11 protein-coding genes and 2 pseudogenes are annotated in these 14,903 nt (G+C 59.5%); 5 read left to right on the top strand and 8 right to left on the bottom strand.

The features are described 5' to 3' along the window. Positions 1-165 precede the first annotated feature (165 nt). The 5 genes and pseudogenes from ACTJKM_RS20510 to ACTJKM_RS20530 all read right to left on the bottom strand — a co-directional run bounded on the left by ACTJKM_RS20510 (position 166) and on the right by ACTJKM_RS20530 (position 7,504). Positions 166-342: a hypothetical protein gene (locus ACTJKM_RS20510; protein ID WP_183940258.1), complete on the bottom strand. Its 177-nt coding sequence runs from the start codon at positions 340-342 to the stop codon at positions 166-168. A 286-nt stretch (positions 343-628) separates the two neighbouring features. After that, on the bottom strand, positions 629-829 hold the full coding sequence (locus ACTJKM_RS20515; protein WP_427143198.1) for a LuxR C-terminal-related transcriptional regulator: 201 nt from the start codon (positions 827-829) through the stop codon (positions 629-631). Between the two features lie 417 nt (positions 830-1,246). Then, positions 1,247-2,680: an NAD(P)(+) transhydrogenase (Re/Si-specific) subunit beta gene (locus ACTJKM_RS20520; RefSeq protein WP_440637122.1), complete on the bottom strand. Its 1,434-nt coding sequence runs from the start codon at positions 2,678-2,680 to the stop codon at positions 1,247-1,249. 16 nt (positions 2,681-2,696) lie between these two features. Further along, a complete protein-coding gene (locus tag ACTJKM_RS20525) occupies positions 2,697-4,289 on the bottom strand; it encodes a Re/Si-specific NAD(P)(+) transhydrogenase subunit alpha (RefSeq protein WP_440637124.1) in 1,593 nt (530 codons plus the stop codon). 1,928 nt (positions 4,290-6,217) lie between these two features. Further along, positions 6,218-7,504: pseudogene (locus tag ACTJKM_RS20530) on the bottom strand (IS701 family transposase). 297 nt (positions 7,505-7,801) lie between these two features. Between ACTJKM_RS20530 and ACTJKM_RS20535 the strand changes: the two are divergent. Together ACTJKM_RS20535 and ACTJKM_RS20540 are read left to right on the top strand one after the other, a co-directional pair. After that, the gene (locus ACTJKM_RS20535; protein WP_064334239.1) at positions 7,802-8,254 is read left to right on the top strand and encodes an SgcJ/EcaC family oxidoreductase; all 453 of its coding nucleotides are present in this window, start codon (positions 7,802-7,804) and stop codon (positions 8,252-8,254) included. Positions 8,255-8,393: 139 nt separating this feature from the next. Further along, entirely contained in the window at positions 8,394-9,002 is a 609-nt protein-coding gene (locus ACTJKM_RS20540) for a YqhA family protein (RefSeq protein WP_427143578.1), read from the top strand. A 6-nt stretch (positions 9,003-9,008) separates the two neighbouring features. Here the strand turns inward: ACTJKM_RS20540 and ACTJKM_RS20545 are convergent, their stop codons facing one another. Both ACTJKM_RS20545 and ACTJKM_RS20550 read right to left on the bottom strand, forming a co-directional pair. Continuing rightward, the gene (locus tag ACTJKM_RS20545; protein ID WP_440637126.1) at positions 9,009-9,407 is read right to left on the bottom strand and encodes a transposase; all 399 of its coding nucleotides are present in this window, start codon (positions 9,405-9,407) and stop codon (positions 9,009-9,011) included. 7 nt (positions 9,408-9,414) lie between these two features. Then, positions 9,415-9,997: pseudogene (locus ACTJKM_RS20550) on the bottom strand (maleate cis-trans isomerase family protein); the annotation flags it as partial. Between the two features lie 458 nt (positions 9,998-10,455). Between ACTJKM_RS20550 and ACTJKM_RS20555 the strand changes: the two are divergent. The 3 genes from ACTJKM_RS20555 to ACTJKM_RS20565 all read left to right on the top strand — a co-directional run bounded on the left by ACTJKM_RS20555 (position 10,456) and on the right by ACTJKM_RS20565 (position 13,683). Beyond that, positions 10,456-11,817 (top strand): flavin monoamine oxidase family protein, encoded by a 1,362-nt coding sequence (locus ACTJKM_RS20555; RefSeq protein WP_064334242.1) that lies wholly within the window; start codon positions 10,456-10,458, stop codon positions 11,815-11,817. A 118-nt stretch (positions 11,818-11,935) separates the two neighbouring features. Next, positions 11,936-12,286, top strand: coding sequence for a RidA family protein (locus tag ACTJKM_RS20560; RefSeq protein ID WP_440637129.1), 351 nt, complete (start codon positions 11,936-11,938; stop codon positions 12,284-12,286). 17 nt (positions 12,287-12,303) lie between these two features. Beyond that, positions 12,304-13,683, top strand: a complete 1,380-nt coding sequence (locus ACTJKM_RS20565; protein ID WP_427143581.1) for an NAD(P)/FAD-dependent oxidoreductase — start codon at positions 12,304-12,306, stop codon at positions 13,681-13,683. Between the two features lie 80 nt (positions 13,684-13,763). Here the strand turns inward: ACTJKM_RS20565 and ACTJKM_RS20570 are convergent. Then, positions 13,764-14,903, bottom strand: a 1,140-nt coding sequence (locus tag ACTJKM_RS20570; RefSeq protein ID WP_427143636.1) for an electron transfer flavoprotein-ubiquinone oxidoreductase, incomplete at its 5' end; no start/stop codon positions are given.

The raw sequence follows: 14,903 nt of genomic DNA on the forward strand, positions 1-14,903 counted from the left end.
GCCTGCCCGTTGGTTCACCGACGCCTTTCGGCAGGCCGCGAAGAGCAAAGACCGCAAGGGCGCGGGCATGCAATTGTCGGATCATGCAAGCCAGCGCTCGGCCGCGGCGGAGCTTCCCTTGCGGCCTGCCGCTCGCAAGCGGCACGCCAAGGGCGTAAAGCCGGCTCAATGGGCCGGCCAGGGCATGTACTCATGCACGACCGCCAGGTCGTCGTCGGCGTCGATCTCGTCGGACGGAAGGACGCCGTATTCGCCGTCGACCTCGAAGAGGGTCACCGGGACCATCAGGTCACGGGAGAGCTGGAAGGCGTGGGACTGGGCGAGAGAGAGATCGTGCGACATGTGAGAGGCTCCTTCGGGAGCGGGCCAATTCCCGCTCGATGGCTCCTCAAAAGGCACGGGGTCCGGGCGCGATCACCGCGACGCGAAGCGGAAGCGGCCGCAGCTTGCTAGCGGACCCCTCGTGGGTTGATCGTGGAAGATCCGGAACCGGGCCAGGACGCCATCAAAAGGGAGCGGGATTGGCTTGCTTCCGTTTGGGACCCAACCTTCGCCGCACGGCTTTCGCGCTTACAGACCTGAGGCAATCCCCACATTCACGCGGTACCCACATCGCGATCCTGTCAAATCAATCGGACTCAGAAAGGTTTGCTTTCCTAAGGGCTTCCGCAATTGATTTTGCCTCAAGCGACACGAGGGCGCGCTCAAGGGAAAGCTCGATCTCAGAGATGCTCTTGCCCTCAAGCAAGGCGATTTCGGCGAGTGTCTTTCCTTGAGCCACCCACCGAAGGCAGGCCTTTTCAAAAGGGGGAAGCATACTTGCTTTCATCAATCATCCACATGTTATGTTATATCATATCGCATAACGTAGTTTATGGAACTGGACGGTGATTTGAGCAGTGTTGCTTTGCCTACAACTGATCTCACAAAAGCAAAAATGTAACACACAGCCCATTTTCGGAATTGCAACGGCCAATCAAACGAACTAGTTCGTCGAAGCATCGTCTTTCAAAGCGCAGTTTTCAGTCACTCACCAAGTTTCACTGCCAAAACCTCTGAACTTCATATTCGACTCTGCCCGTAGCGGGCGGCTACGACGCGAGCGAGATGGCCTAGGTGGCGGGAGCGATCCCGTTGGAGGTGCGTGCCGCGCTTGCATTGTTTGGCGCGGGCCTTTCCTGCCACAAGGCGGTCGTATCGAGCTCCAACTTTTCGGGGATCCCTTTTTTCATCGCGAATTCCCCGCTCATGCCAGCGCCGGCAGCAGCTGGTCGATACTCTTCTTGGCGTCGCCATAGAACATGCGAGTGTTGTCCTTGTAGAACAGCGGGTTCTCGATGCCGGAGTAACCGGTGCCTTGCCCGCGTTTGGAGACGAACACCTGCTTGGCCTTCCAGACTTCGAGCACCGGCATGCCTGATATCGGCGAGTTCGGATCCTCCAGGGCCGCCGGATTGACGATGTCGTTGGAGCCGATGACGATGACGACATCCGTTTCGTGGAAGTCCTCGTTGATCTCGTCCATCTCCAGCACGATGTCGTAGGGAACCTTGGCCTCGGCAAGCAGCACGTTCATGTGGCCCGGCAGACGACCGGCAACCGGGTGAATGGCGAAACGCACATTCTTGCCGGCAGCCCGCAGCTTGCGGGTCAGTTCCGAGACCGACTGTTGGGCCTGCGCCACCGCCATGCCGTAGCCCGGCACGATGATGACGCTGTCGGCGTCGTTGAGGGCTGCGGCCACGCCATCGGCATCGATGGCGATCTGCTCGCCGGTGATTTCCATGGCCGGACCCGTGGTTGCGCCGAAGCCGCCGAGAATGACCGACACGAAAGAGCGGTTCATCGCCTTGCACATGATGTAGGAGAGGATCGCACCCGAGGAGCCGACGAGCGCACCGGTGACGATCAACAGGTCGTTTCCGAGCGTGAAGCCGATGGCGGCGGCCGCCCAGCCGGAGTAGGAGTTGAGCATCGACACGACCACCGGCATGTCGGCGCCGCCGATGCCCATGATCAGGTGGTAGCCGATGAAGAAGGCGGCGAGCGTCATGACCAGCAGCGTCCAGGTTCCGGCGCCATTGACGTAGAGCACCAGCAGCACGAGCGAAAGAAGGGCCGCCCCGGCGTTGAGCAGATGCCCGCCCGGCAATTTCTTTGCCTTGCCGTCGACCTTGCCGGCGAGCTTGCCGAAGGCGACAATCGACCCGGTGAAGGTGACGGCGCCGATGAAGACGCCGAGGAAGACCTCGACCTTCATGATCGACAATTCGACCGGCTCCTTGTGAGCGAGGATCGCCGCAAAACCAGTCAGCGCGGAGCGGGCGGCCTCGTCGAGACCGGCGACATGAGCCGCCTCGATATGGGCGTTGAAACCGATGAAGACGGCGGCAAGTCCCACGAAGGAGTGGAGCGCCGCGACGAGCTGCGGCATCTCCGTCATCTGTACGCGGGCGGCGACATAGGCGCCGAGCACCGCGCCGCCGGCGATCATCAGCACGACGATGAACCAGTGGCCGACGTCAGGCCCGAACACCGTGGCAATGACGGCGAGCGCCATGCCGACGATGCCGTACCAGACGGCGCGCTTGGCGCTTTCCTGGCCCGAGAGACCGCCGAGCGAAAGGATGAAGAGAACTGCTGCCGCGATGTAAGCGGCCGAAACGATACCGATGGTCATGACAGTTTCCTCCCGCTCACGACTTCTGGAACATGGCGAGCATGCGCCGGGTGACGAGGAAGCCGCCGACGATGTTGATCGTTGAGATCAGCACCGAGAGCGCTGCCAGCACCACCACCAGCCAGCTCCCCGAGCCGATCTGCAGGAGCGCGCCGAGGATGACGATGCCGGAGACGGCGTTGGTGACGGCCATCAGCGGCGTGTGCAGCGAGTGCGAGACGTTCCAGATGACCTGGAAACCGACGAAGCAGGCCAGCACGAAGACGATGAAGTGGCTCATGAAGGCGGACGGCGCATAGGCGCCGACGATGAGCAGCAGGGCAGTGCCGACGGCGAGAAGCGCCAGCTGGCTCTTCGTCTGCGCCTTGAAGGCTGCGGCCTCAGCGGCGCGCTTTTCCTCCGGCGTCGGTTCCTTCACCTTCTCCTTCGGCTTCTGCGCCGCGATCGCCGCGATCTTCGGCGGTGGCGGTGGATAGGTGATCGCCCCCTCGAAGGTGACGGTCGCGCCACGGATAACGTCGTCTTCCATGTTGTGGACGAGCTTGCCATCCTTGCCCGGCGTCAAGTCGGTCAGCATATGGCGGATATTGGTGGCATAGAGTGTGGACGCTTGCGCGGCCATCCGGCTCGGGAAATCGGTGTAGCCGATGACGACGACGCCGTTGTCGGAAACGATGCGCTGGTCGGCAACGGTCAGGTCGCAGTTGCCGCCGCGCTCGGCGGCAAGGTCGACCACCACCGATCCCGGCTTCATCGCAGCCACCATGTCGGCAAGCCAGAGTTTCGGCGCGTCGCGACCGGGGATCAGCGCCGTGGTGATGACGATATCGATCTGAGGCGCAAGCTCGCGGAACTTGGCAAGCTGCTTCTCGCGGAACTCCGGCGAAGACGGGGCCGCATAGCCGCCGGTGGCAGCGCCATCCTGCTGACCTCCCCCCTCACCATTGGCGAAATCGAGATAGACGAACTCGGCTCCCATGCTCTCGATCTGTTCCGCAACCTCGGGACGCACGTCAAAGGCATAGGTCTGTGCACCAAGCGAGGTGGCGACACCGATCGCGGCAAGACCGGCAACGCCCGCACCGATCACCAGGACCTTTGCCGGCGGCACCTTGCCGGCCGCCGTCACCTGGCCGGTGAAGAACCGGCCGAAATTGTTGCCGGCCTCGATCACCGCGCGATAGCCGGCGATATTGGCCATCGACGACAGCGCATCCATCTTCTGGGCGCGACTAATGCGCGGAACCATGTCCATGGCGATGACGTTGGCGCCCTTCGCCTTGGCAAGCTCCAGCAGCTCGGTATTCTGGCCGGGATAAAAGAACGAGATCAGCGTCTTGTCCGCAGACAGATACGCGACCTCGCTCGGTTCGGGCGGCCGTACCTTGACGACCACATCTGCCGAAGCCCACAGCGCCTCTGCCGACGGGGCCACCTCAACGCCTGCGGCGCGATAGGCATCATCGGAGAAACCAGCCGCAACGCCAGCACCCGTTTCGATGATGCTGCTATAGCCAAGTTTCGCAAGTTGCACGGCGCTGTCAGGTGTCAGCGCCACACGCGACTCGCCCGTATTGATCTCCCGAGGTGCCCCAACCTTGTTTGACATACTTATTATACCTCTCGAAATTATCGGTTTATCGCGTGGTAAGAGGTTTCTTTGTTAATCTTGAAAGTCCATCCAAGCCACTATCGTGTCGGGGATGGCGTCGGAATTTCATCTCACACATCATCAAGTGGGTATTCCCATAAATCCTAATTCTTCCAGAGGTGTATTATCAACTTTGGCAGCGAGGCTTGCGAGGTAATGCACGGCCTCCGAATTCGTCGGGCGCATCCAGGCCGCTTCGCCGGTGACGACCGAAGTTGACCTGTCGAAAGGGGTCGTGCGACCCCGCAATCGGCGCGGCATTCAAGCCATCGGAAACACGGCCAAGCGGATGATCAAGGTTTGGACTTTCTAGTGGCACGATCGCCTTGCCGCGCGGACCACCGATTGCTGCGAGCGCCCAACCGAGCCAGCGTCGGGGTGGCATGGTTGTTCAATAGATAAAAAGCACATCTCTATCGTACCATGTCCCATGTTTATTCCATTCTTGAATAATTAACAATGCTGAAATTGTCAACCTCATCAAGAATTGTCCACGTACATGGGGATTCGTAGCGGAAATCTTTTATACTATTGAATAATTAATCCGAGGTCCGCCATATTTGGACACCAGCAGAGGTTAATGGCCGGAGGCAGTATAACCGAAGCCGCCGGGCGTACGTCCAAAGAACTTGCTGCCGCCCCGGCAAGTAACACTCCTCCACTGGACGGAAGGCGTCATGAAACGGTTCTTCCCTGCTGCCGAAAAAGCAGCAGATGAGCACTTGGTTGACGCCCGCCCCGTTGGTAGTGTCGATGTGCGACTATCCAGGCGCTGCCAGCCGGTCGCGCGTGGAATATTGGAGGGCGCCGCTTTCGCGATTGTGGAGAACCTGGTGAGCCGTGGACAACCGAACTTATAGGACGGCCTTCCGCTCATGCGGGCCGATCTTCTCATGCATCATGACCGGCTTCCTTCTGGTGTGAGGCACCCCCACGCAGTTTGCGTGATCGAAGAACGCGCACACCATGAGCGCCGTCAGCGCCTGGTGTGTTTCCTCCGGCCAATGCAGGGTCCCCGCTGTCTTCCCGGGCCGAAAACAGATCGAACTGATATGTCATGGACTGGCGGGGCTGGATATCTCTCCGACTCGTTCCGTGAGAGACCAATGCTGCGCCCATTAACGCAGATTGTGATCACGCAAGAGCATCTTTCGACAATCCTGCCAAAGCCTTCAGGCTTGCAAGATCGACGTGCGGGACCGGTAGGCTGCGCCAACAATGACTCGCAGATCGATCCTCGAGGGATTTCTAGAAGTCGATTAGAGGAAGCACCAGAATAACTGCAGAAAATCAGCGCCCTTTGGACAGCATCTCACGGACTTGAACGAGCCACCGTGACCAGGGGTGCCACGGATACGACCGCTGGCCGGTATGGAGCTACGCGGACCTCGTGCAAAGTCAGCTCGACGAGCCCTACTCTCACCGATTTTCGTCCTTACCGTTCGCTGACCTCCTCACACGCCGACGATCCGTCCTGACTTTAGCTCATCACCTGCTACGCTGCAGCCAGAGCGGAATCCTTGTAATCTTCGTTCTTGGTCGTCATTGAAGGTCACCATGGTGGGCGCGAAAGCCTCGACTGCCATAGCGGTCCCACGCCGGGCACGGACATGAGGCGGGCGGTGCTCTGCGCAGTGGATGATCACGACGAACTCGATCCTCCAGATCGACATAGCTGAAGAGTTCACCCGCCCTCACATCGCCGCCGCGCATGCATGACTCCAAAACTCGACGTGAGTGAAATCACGGCGAAAGCCTCCAGGCCAGCTTCTTTTTAAACAGCCTGCTAATCTTACTGCGTCACAAGTTTGTAGATTTTAGCGGCATTGATCCTGGTGCAGCATGGACATCTCTGAAGGTTGCGACTGAGTGCGACGGTCAAGTGCCTACGGACGGTTGCGATCGAATTTGGCGTGTGTCGTTCGGGTCGGATCGGGGGATCCGCGGGGTCGGTAACCTTCGGGAACGTTAGGTTCCGGGCGGTTTTTGGTTTTGTTCGGCGCTGAGGGGGGAATCTTCTCCCTTTGGGAGATGAGGAATCCGTTAGCGGCAATGCAAAGGCTTGCATGATGATGGAAGCCGCGCCAGCCGCGCCCCCTCGTAATGGCCGAGCCCGAGTTCCTGCTTTGAGTTCCTGATAGTCGCGCTCGATACGCCAGCGTAGCTTGGCGGTGCTGACGAGCGTTGCGAGCGAAGCGTCGGCGGCGAGAGTGGAGAGCCAGTACTTGAGCGGCTCGGTGTCGCCCTCGGGCCATTCGATCAGCAGCCATTCCTCGGCACGGGGGCAGTCAAATTGTAACCCCTGGAGGCGGGCCTGACGCGCACGGCGGCAAAGCGGGAACTGAGATCAGTGTTCGTTCCTTCCCGCCAGCCAATGGTCTGCCAGGCTTCGTGCGGCAGCTCCTGTGCCATCGCTTTCACCGATATCGGGCTGTGTTCAGGACTGCGACGCATCAGCGGGGTTGGCCGACCCTTTCCACGCCAGGGCTTGGGCTGCAATGGTTCCTCGCTGGGTCGCCAGACACTAATAAGTGTCGGTTGCCACGGCATAGTCGAGGCCGAGCGCCGACAGGCCGGTGCGGAATGCGCCGTCCGCGCCATAGCCGGCGTCGGCCAAAACCACGCCGGGCGCAACTCCGTCCGCTTGAGCGGCGCGGATCTGGTCGAGCGCGATTACGGGCTTCGTCTGGAACGCGACGCTGTCAGGGATCTTCGCCTTGCGCCGCCGCGCGGGATCATCGGCCCAGATCTCGGACAAATACAGCCGATAGGCAATCGGCGAGCTCGCCGCGACGTTGGCGATCGAGAGGCTGCCCGCGACCTGGCAGTTGTCCTGCTTGCCGAGCTGGCCGCAATATTGCCGCGCAACCCCGACCGAATGCTTGCCCTTCTTGGGGAACCCGGTGTCATCCACGATCTAAGCCTCAATACGCCCATTCTGCTCGATCAGCGGCAGCACCAAGTCACGAACCCGCGCCAGGAGAGCCTCGTCAGACACGGTTGGCCGATGCCCGCGCTGGCGCCGTCGCCGCCGCCAGAGCCTCGACACTCTTGCGGTCCACCGGTAGCATTAGTCCGAGGCAATAATCGTTGAGCGGCTCCGCCCGATCGGCGTGCCCGATCACATCGACCGGCTTATGGACATAAGCCGCAAAGGCTGCTTCACTTCCCATGCTCAGGCCATTCATCTCAGCGTTCTCCTGCTGACTACGAATCGCTTACGCTAGCACAGCATTGCTCAGCGAGAATCCCAGGATTTGTGACTCAGTAAGACTAAGCAACCGGATATCGCTCCGCCGAGCCGACTTCCGCCGCCGAAGAGCTCCCAATTGCGCTCAACTTATCCATATCGCGCACTGTTCGCGCCCGGCGACCACAAATCATTCGGAACGATCTGGACTGCATAGGCTGGGATAACTACGTCGCGCCTCCGCATTGCGGATAGAAAACAAACGTTGATGGAGACTGAGATGAAAAGACACTTACTCGCCGCTTCCTTCGCGGCTCTGCTGGCGACGCCGGCCCTTGCCACCGAATGCACGCCGATCACTAAAACACAGGTCGAGCATCTGTTTGATCGATGGAACGCCTCTCTATCGACGCTTGATCCCGAAAAGGTCGTAGAAAATTATGCAGCTGATGCCCTTCTTCTGCCTACGCTTTCGAACAAACCACGCCTGACCCAGAAGGAACGCGCCGAATACTTCGCTGAATTCCTGCAAAAGCATCCCAAGGGGGAAATCGACAGCCGGACGATCAAACTCGGCTGCAACGATGCCATCGACACGGGCATCTACACCTTTACGTTGAAGGACGGCACCGAGGTCCCTGCGCGTTATACCTTCACCTACGAATTCAAGAACGGCAAATGGCTGATTTCGTCGCATCATTCTTCTGCCATGCCTGAAAGAGAGCCTAGCTGAGCTTTTAGGGAGTGTCTGAATCACCGGCACTCCCGCCTCCCTTTGCAATCAGAGAACGGGCGCCGAACCTTTAATCTCCTGAAGCAAATATAAAATCGACGATGCATCCTCTCCAGAAACCGAGTAGATATGTATAGTTATGAAGTCATTGGAAATGCTCATCGAGCGCGTCATTCTGTATAGACGCTGGATACTCGTTATTTTTTACTTTGGATTAGCTGCAGCGCTGGCGCTCTATAGCGTTTCATTCGGATGGAAATTCATCAAGCTAGCGGGTTCTGTTTTGGATGACAGCGCAGAAGACATGATCCTGTCTATATTATGGCTGATTGATGGCGCATTGGTCGGCGGGCTGATCGTTATGGTGATGATTTCTGGCTACGAGAACTTCGTAAGTCGATTTGATGAAGCGGAGAAACACTACGACCGCGAGGTCTCGTTCATGGGTAAGCTTGATTCCGGGAGCTTGAAGATCAAGGTCGCTTCATCCATCGTTGCTATCTCGTCGATACATCTGCTTCAAATTTTTCTGAACGCGGGCCAATACGAGAGCTCCCAGCTCATGGTATTGACCGGTATACATCTGGCGTTTGTGGTGTCCGCTTTGCTGATGGGGCTGCTTGAAAATATCATGAAAACACGCATAGCTTGCATCGCATTGGCGCTGCAGCATCCCCTCGTGAGTAGAGAGCCAAGATTGCTGTGGGGCGACCTCGCCATCATCCGGGTGGCGGGCGGATCGAACTGAGCGCGTTCAACGCAGCGGGCGAAAGCCTGCAACGTGCCGGCGTGTTTGCTGAAAAGAGTAGCCGAGCGAGTGGCGCAGTTCGATGTAACCTTCGGCCTTCTCACGGAGGAATTCTGCGACTGAGAAGAGGCCCATGATGTCGCCGAGCGCCTGCGTAATCGTATCGAAGCTTCGAGCGGCTCGCTTTCGCAGAAGCGCTTTGAGTTTTGAGAATGCCATTTCGATGGGGTTCAGGTCCGGCGAATAAGGCGGCAGGAAGAGAAGCCACGCCCCTTTCGCCTTGACCAACTGTTCGGCACGCTCGCTTTTATGGAAACCGACATTGTCGAGGATGACGACATCGCCTTTTGACAACGTCGGGGCAAGCTGGGTGTCGACCCATGTTTCGAAGATGCGGCAGTTCATCGGCGCATTGACGATCCATGGCGCGCTCAACCGCCAGCGAGGGCATCTGAACGCAGGCGGACAGCACGATGGCATCGACATCGCTTGTGTCCATCGAACGGACGATGCCGGGCAGCTTCATCGGATCGTGGGCGGCCACCGCGAGGTTGTCAGAGATCTCCAGCGCCCGCCAGACGCTGACCTCGATGCCTTCGTTGCGGATGTAGTCCACGACGAGCTCAGTGAGCGGCTTCATGTAAGGCGCGACGAGCGCGATTTTCTTCGCGCCCATCGCCTGGATGCCCTCGACCAGCGCACCGGCCGACGTCACCACTGGTGCCGGATTGCCGTTGTCGACCGTCGCCTTGTGCAGGCGCTCCCGTGACTGGCGATGGTAGCCATGCCCCATTGCCATGATTGCTACCAGACAGGCATAACCCATAACATCGACGCGCGCGTCCGAAAGTTCGAGGGGCAATGGTCGCTGTCCCTGTGGCCTTCAATTCCTCGGCGGTTACATGCTTCATCCGCATGCGGGAGGAGTGAAAAGTGAACCGCTCTGGCGACACGAGTTCGCGAGCCCGCAATAGTGCCGGTATTTTCGTTTCCATCGTGATGTTGGAGCTCGGAACGATCTGACCAATACGAAAGCGCTTCATTTGCTGGACCCTTGTTTCGAGTAGGTTTCACCACATTAATTATTCATACCGTGAAATATCAAGACAAGGTAAGCCCCCAAACGCCAAATGCTTTCATTATTCCATCCGGCCAGAGAGAGTTTTGGGTGGCCCTCAAAGCGATTTGCGTCAACAGATTGATTGAAAAGTTATTTTCTCAAGTTTCCCAGCCTCATCGCCCGCCTTCCGCGCTAACCTTTTATTAGAAACGGCGACATCTAAATGGCGCGCAGAGATTGAACGGTGCTTGCCGTATACCCAGTCGTAATATAACTTTGAATAATAAATTCGGGCGCTTGAGGAGGCGATCTTACGGGCTTCACAAGATCGCGACTGCCGCATCGGCGAGCCCGTCACCGATCACGGCATGCCGTCATTGAGGGGGAATTTGCATGGAACAAGAAACCGATTTCGACGTCATCGTGCTTGGTGCCGGCTTCGCCGGCGTCACGGCGGCCCGCGAATTGAAGAACAACGGCCGCAAGGTCGCCGTGCTTGAGGCGCGAGATCGCATCGGCGGGCGCGCCTGGACGTCGGACCTCGACGGCCATAAGGTTGAGTTGGGCTGTACGTGGATCCACTGGTTCCAGCCCTATGTCTGGGCAGAATTCGTTCGCTCCGGCCTGAAGCTGCATGAAGATCCCTGGTTGCCGCCGCTCACCATCTGGGTAGACGGCAAGCCGCAGGACATCGAGTTCCGTGAGTTCCGGGCGATCCTTCAAAGTGCCTGGAAGAAATTCGCCGGCGATACGCCGGATGGTCCGCGCATGGACAGGCCCTACAGTCTCGAAGCGATCGCAGAGGCTGAGGAACTCGACACGCTGAGCGTTCAGGACGTACTCGACCGGATGGGCCTATCGCCGCTCGAGAAAGCAGCCTTCGCCGCTGAGGTGAGTGCCCAGACGAACGCGCCGCTGGACCAGTCCGGATACCTGTCCCAGCTGCGCTGGTGGTCCATTTCCGGCTGGGATATTGGGCTGATGATCGATTGCCTCGCCCGCTACAAGGTCGACAGTGGCGTTACATCCCTCATCACCTATATGGCGGAACGCGCCAATCTCGACATCCGCCTCAACTCCCCCGTCGCCGACGTGGTGCAGGACGAGCGCGGCGTCACAGCAACGACCCGTGACGGCCGTCGCTTCACGGCGAAGAAACTAGTCTGCGCCGTCCCGATGAACTGTCTGAAAAACATCCGGTTCACGCCGGCGCTTGCGCAGGACAAACTAGTCCTTTCGCACGAGGAACATGCCGCAAAGGGCATGAAAGTACTGTTCCGCACGGAAGGCGAAGCCACCGGCCATGCCGTCATCGCTCCGCCCGGCACACCACTTAGCCTCCTCAACCCCATCCGTGTAGAGGGCGAAACCCGCATCTACGTCGGCTTCGGCACGGATGGCGCGGCTTTCGACCCGAAGAACCTCGACGAAGTCAACGCGGTGCTTGCCAGCCTTCACCCCGAATTGAAGGCCGTTTCGACCACCGGGCACGACTGGGCAAACGACGAGTTCTCACTTGGCACCTGGCACATGGCGCGGCCGACACAGAACGTGCGGATCGCAAAGGCCTTCAAGACGCCGGACGGCCATGTCCATTTCGCCGGCGACTATCTCGGGCGAAATTGGGTAGGCTTTATGGACGGCGCAATCGAGTCCGGCCTGCTAACTGCGGACAAGGTGGAAACTGAAATGCGCTCTGCCTCAAACCCAACGTCCTCACGTCGCTTTAAGGCGCCGCCCGGTCTCACTGGCTAACGCCGCATCGAGTGAAGCCACACTGCCTTGATCATATCTTAATTTTCGACCAGGAACTGACATGCCAAAGAAACCGCTATTTTTCCACATGCTTCCTGAGATGGAGAAGCACTATTGTATGTCAATGGCCGTTCGTGCCGGCGATTATCTTTTCATCGGTGGCCTGACGTCCACAGATGACGAAGGCAACGAAATCCATGCCGACGACCCGGCCGCGCAGATGAAGCGGATCTACGAGATCCTCGGCAGCATCCTGCCAAAGTCCGGCGGCGCGCCGCGCGATGTGGTCAGCGAAACCATCTACTACAATGTCAGTGTGGACGAGTTCAACGAGACGCTGTTCCCGCATCGCCAGGCCTTCTACGGCGAGGAGGGGCCCTCGGTCGCGGGCATGGAAGTAGTCGGCTTTACCAGCCCGGCGATCCGCGTCGAGACGACGGCCGTCGCCTATCTCCCCCAGTCAAACTGACACGAGGCACTGTGATCATGCAGGCTCACGGATCAGCGCCCCATTCGGGAAAATCCTTCTGGCTGCATGACTACGGCATGTATGCCCCGAACCATGCCGTGGATGGGCGGATCGATTGCGATGTCGCCATCATTGGCGGTGGGATCGCCGGTATGTCCACTGCCTGGCATGCGGCGAAGGACGGTACCGGCCGCATCGTGCTGATCGAAGGCGAGATCGTTGGTTTCGGGGCCAGCGGCCGCGCCGCTGGCTGGATCATGCCGCAGTTCGGTATGGATCAGTTCACTATCCGCCGAAAATACGGCCTCGAGCGCTCGAAGGCGGCGTTCGATTACTGTCTGCGCGCGATGGTCTATACACGCGAGATCATCGAGAGCAACGGGCTCCAGTGTGACTACCGGCATCCGGGTTTGATGCGGGTGGCCTTCGACGAACGCTGGGTAGACGACGCCCGCGCCCTGCAGGCGATGTACTCCGAGTTCGGCATGCAGGGGCTGCAGTGGATGGACGGGCCTAGCTTGCAGGCGGAATTTGCCGGCAATCCGAATTTCAAGGCGGCATTGTTCGATCCCAATCTTGGCCTGCTTAACCCCTGCAAGCAGGTGCGCGAACTGAAACGCCTCGCGGAGGCCGCCGGCGCGCGTGTCTACGAAAACAGCCCCGCCATTCACATCGAGCGCCTGGCATCGGGCGTCCGGATCGTCACTCCGCGCGGGGAGATTCTTGCAAGCACGGTGGTGATCGCGACCAACGCTTTCACCCACATGCTTGAAGGCCCTGTCGGACGCGAGTTACGCCGGTTTCAATCCCCGGTCTTCGCACGAGGCGCGGTGACGGAGCGCCTGACGCCCGCACAATGGCAGGCGATCGGTTGGCAGCGCGGCAATGCGATCGAAAGTACGCTCGACCTGTTCCACTACATGGCGCCCACCGCCGACGGTCGTATCCAGTTCTACTGGATCTATTACGGCGGGCACTCGATGTTCGGCGAAATGGAGCCGACGGCCAGCGCGGAGGGCGGAGAAGTTTCACTGCAGCATCTAAAGCGGATTTTCCCGCAGTTGAGCGATATTCGCATCGCCCATACTTGGGGCGGGCACATGTCCGGGACGATGGACCTGGTGCCGCACCTGACGACGCTCGGCGACCGGCGCGTGATCTATGTTGGCGGGTGCTGGGGCCATGGGCTGGCGATCAACCATCTGCACGGCCAGACCGTCTCGCACATGCTCAACGACGTCAGCAGCGACCTCACCGATTTCTGGATCGTCAACCGGACGCCGCGGAAATGGCCGCCGACCCCTTTTGACTATCTGGGCAAGGGGCTGGCTTGGAGCGCGCTGCGGAGAAAGGCTCGCCGGCAACTGGTGGGCTCCATTTTCGAGGCACCAGAATGAGGTGCACTGCCTAAAGGCAACATACGAAACGGTTGCCGGAGAAGACATCATCTATTTTATAAGCCGATGCTGTGCAAAATTCACATGTTCGGATAGACCGGGCCTTCGCCGCCCTGCGGCGGCACCCAGTTGATGTTCTGGTTCGGGTCCTTGATGTCGCAGGTCTTGCAGTGCACGCAGTTCTGCGCGTTGATGACGAAGACCGGCTTGCCGTCCTTCTCCACCCACTCGTAGACGCCAGCCGGACAGTAGCGCGTCGACGGGCCGGCATAGATGTCGTGCTCGGAGCGCTTCTGCAGGCTCATGTCCTTGACCTGCAGATGCACCGGCTGATCCTCCTCGTGGTTGGTGTTCGACAGGAACACCGAGGACAGACGATCGAAGGTCAACACGCCATCGGGTTTCGGGTAATCGATCTTCGTGTGCTTTGCTGCCGGCTCGAGGCTCTGCGCATCGCTCTTGCCGTGCTTCAGCGTGCCGAACAGCGACAGACCGAACAACTGGTTGGTCCACATGTCGAGACCGCCGAGTGCCACGCCGATCGCCGTGCCGAATTTCGACCACAGCGGCTTGACGTTCCTGACCCGCTTCAGGTCCTTGCCGATATCGGTCTGGCGCCATTCGTTCTCGATCTCGACCGGCTCGTCATTGGCCCTGCCCGACGCGATCGCTTCTGCCAGTTTGTCAGCCGCCAGCATGCCAGACAGCACCGCATTGTGGCTGCCCTTGATGCGCGGCACGTTCACGAGGCCGGCCGAACAGCCGATCAGCGCGCCACCGGGGAACGACAGCTTCGGTACCGACTGGTAGCCGCCCTCGGTGATGGCGCGAGCACCATAGGACAGCCGCTTGCCGCCTTCAAAGGTGCCGCGGATGGCCGGATGGGTCTTGAACCGCTGGAACTCCTCGAAAGGGAAGAGGTATGGGTTCTTGTAGTTGAGGTGCACGACGAAGCCGACCGCGACGAGGTTGTCTTCCAGATGGTACAGGAACGAACCACCACCGGTCTTCATGCCGAGCGGCCAGCCGAACGAGTGCTGCACCAGGCCCGGACGGTGGTTCTCGGGCTTAACCTGCCAGAGCTCTTTCAGGCCGATGCCGAACTTCTGGACGTCGCGGTCTTTCGACAGATCGAACTTCGAAATCAGCTGCTTGGCGAGCGAGCCGCGCACGCCCTCGCCGATCAGCGTGTATTTGCCGAGCAGCGCCATGCCGCGGGC

Origin of the sequence: Ensifer sp. 22460 (assembly GCF_052044935.1) — a bacterium.
Taxonomy (GTDB): Bacteria; Pseudomonadota; Alphaproteobacteria; order Rhizobiales; family Rhizobiaceae; genus Ensifer.

Excerpts from the sequence above, each read along its gene's own strand:
- ACTJKM_RS20510 (WP_183940258.1), bottom strand. The coding sequence starts at position 342 with ATGTCGCACGATCTCTCTCTCGCCCAGTCCCACGCCTTCCAGCTCTCC.
- ACTJKM_RS20515 (WP_427143198.1), bottom strand. The coding sequence starts at position 829 with ATGAAAGCAAGTATGCTTCCCCCTTTTGAAAAGGCCTGCCTTCGGTGG.
- ACTJKM_RS20520 (WP_440637122.1), bottom strand. The coding sequence starts at position 2,680 with ATGACCATCGGTATCGTTTCGGCCGCTTACATCGCGGCAGCAGTTCTC.
- ACTJKM_RS20525 (WP_440637124.1), bottom strand. The coding sequence starts at position 4,289 with ATGTCAAACAAGGTTGGGGCACCTCGGGAGATCAATACGGGCGAGTCG.
- ACTJKM_RS20535 (WP_064334239.1), top strand. The coding sequence starts at position 7,802 with ATGAAAAGACACTTACTCGCCGCTTCCTTCGCGGCTCTGCTGGCGACG.
- ACTJKM_RS20540 (WP_427143578.1), top strand. The coding sequence starts at position 8,394 with ATGAAGTCATTGGAAATGCTCATCGAGCGCGTCATTCTGTATAGACGC.
- ACTJKM_RS20545 (WP_440637126.1), bottom strand. The coding sequence starts at position 9,407 with ATGAACTGCCGCATCTTCGAAACATGGGTCGACACCCAGCTTGCCCCG.
- ACTJKM_RS20555 (WP_064334242.1), top strand. The coding sequence starts at position 10,456 with ATGGAACAAGAAACCGATTTCGACGTCATCGTGCTTGGTGCCGGCTTC.
- ACTJKM_RS20560 (WP_440637129.1), top strand. The coding sequence starts at position 11,936 with ATGTCAATGGCCGTTCGTGCCGGCGATTATCTTTTCATCGGTGGCCTG.
- ACTJKM_RS20565 (WP_427143581.1), top strand. The coding sequence starts at position 12,304 with ATGCAGGCTCACGGATCAGCGCCCCATTCGGGAAAATCCTTCTGGCTG.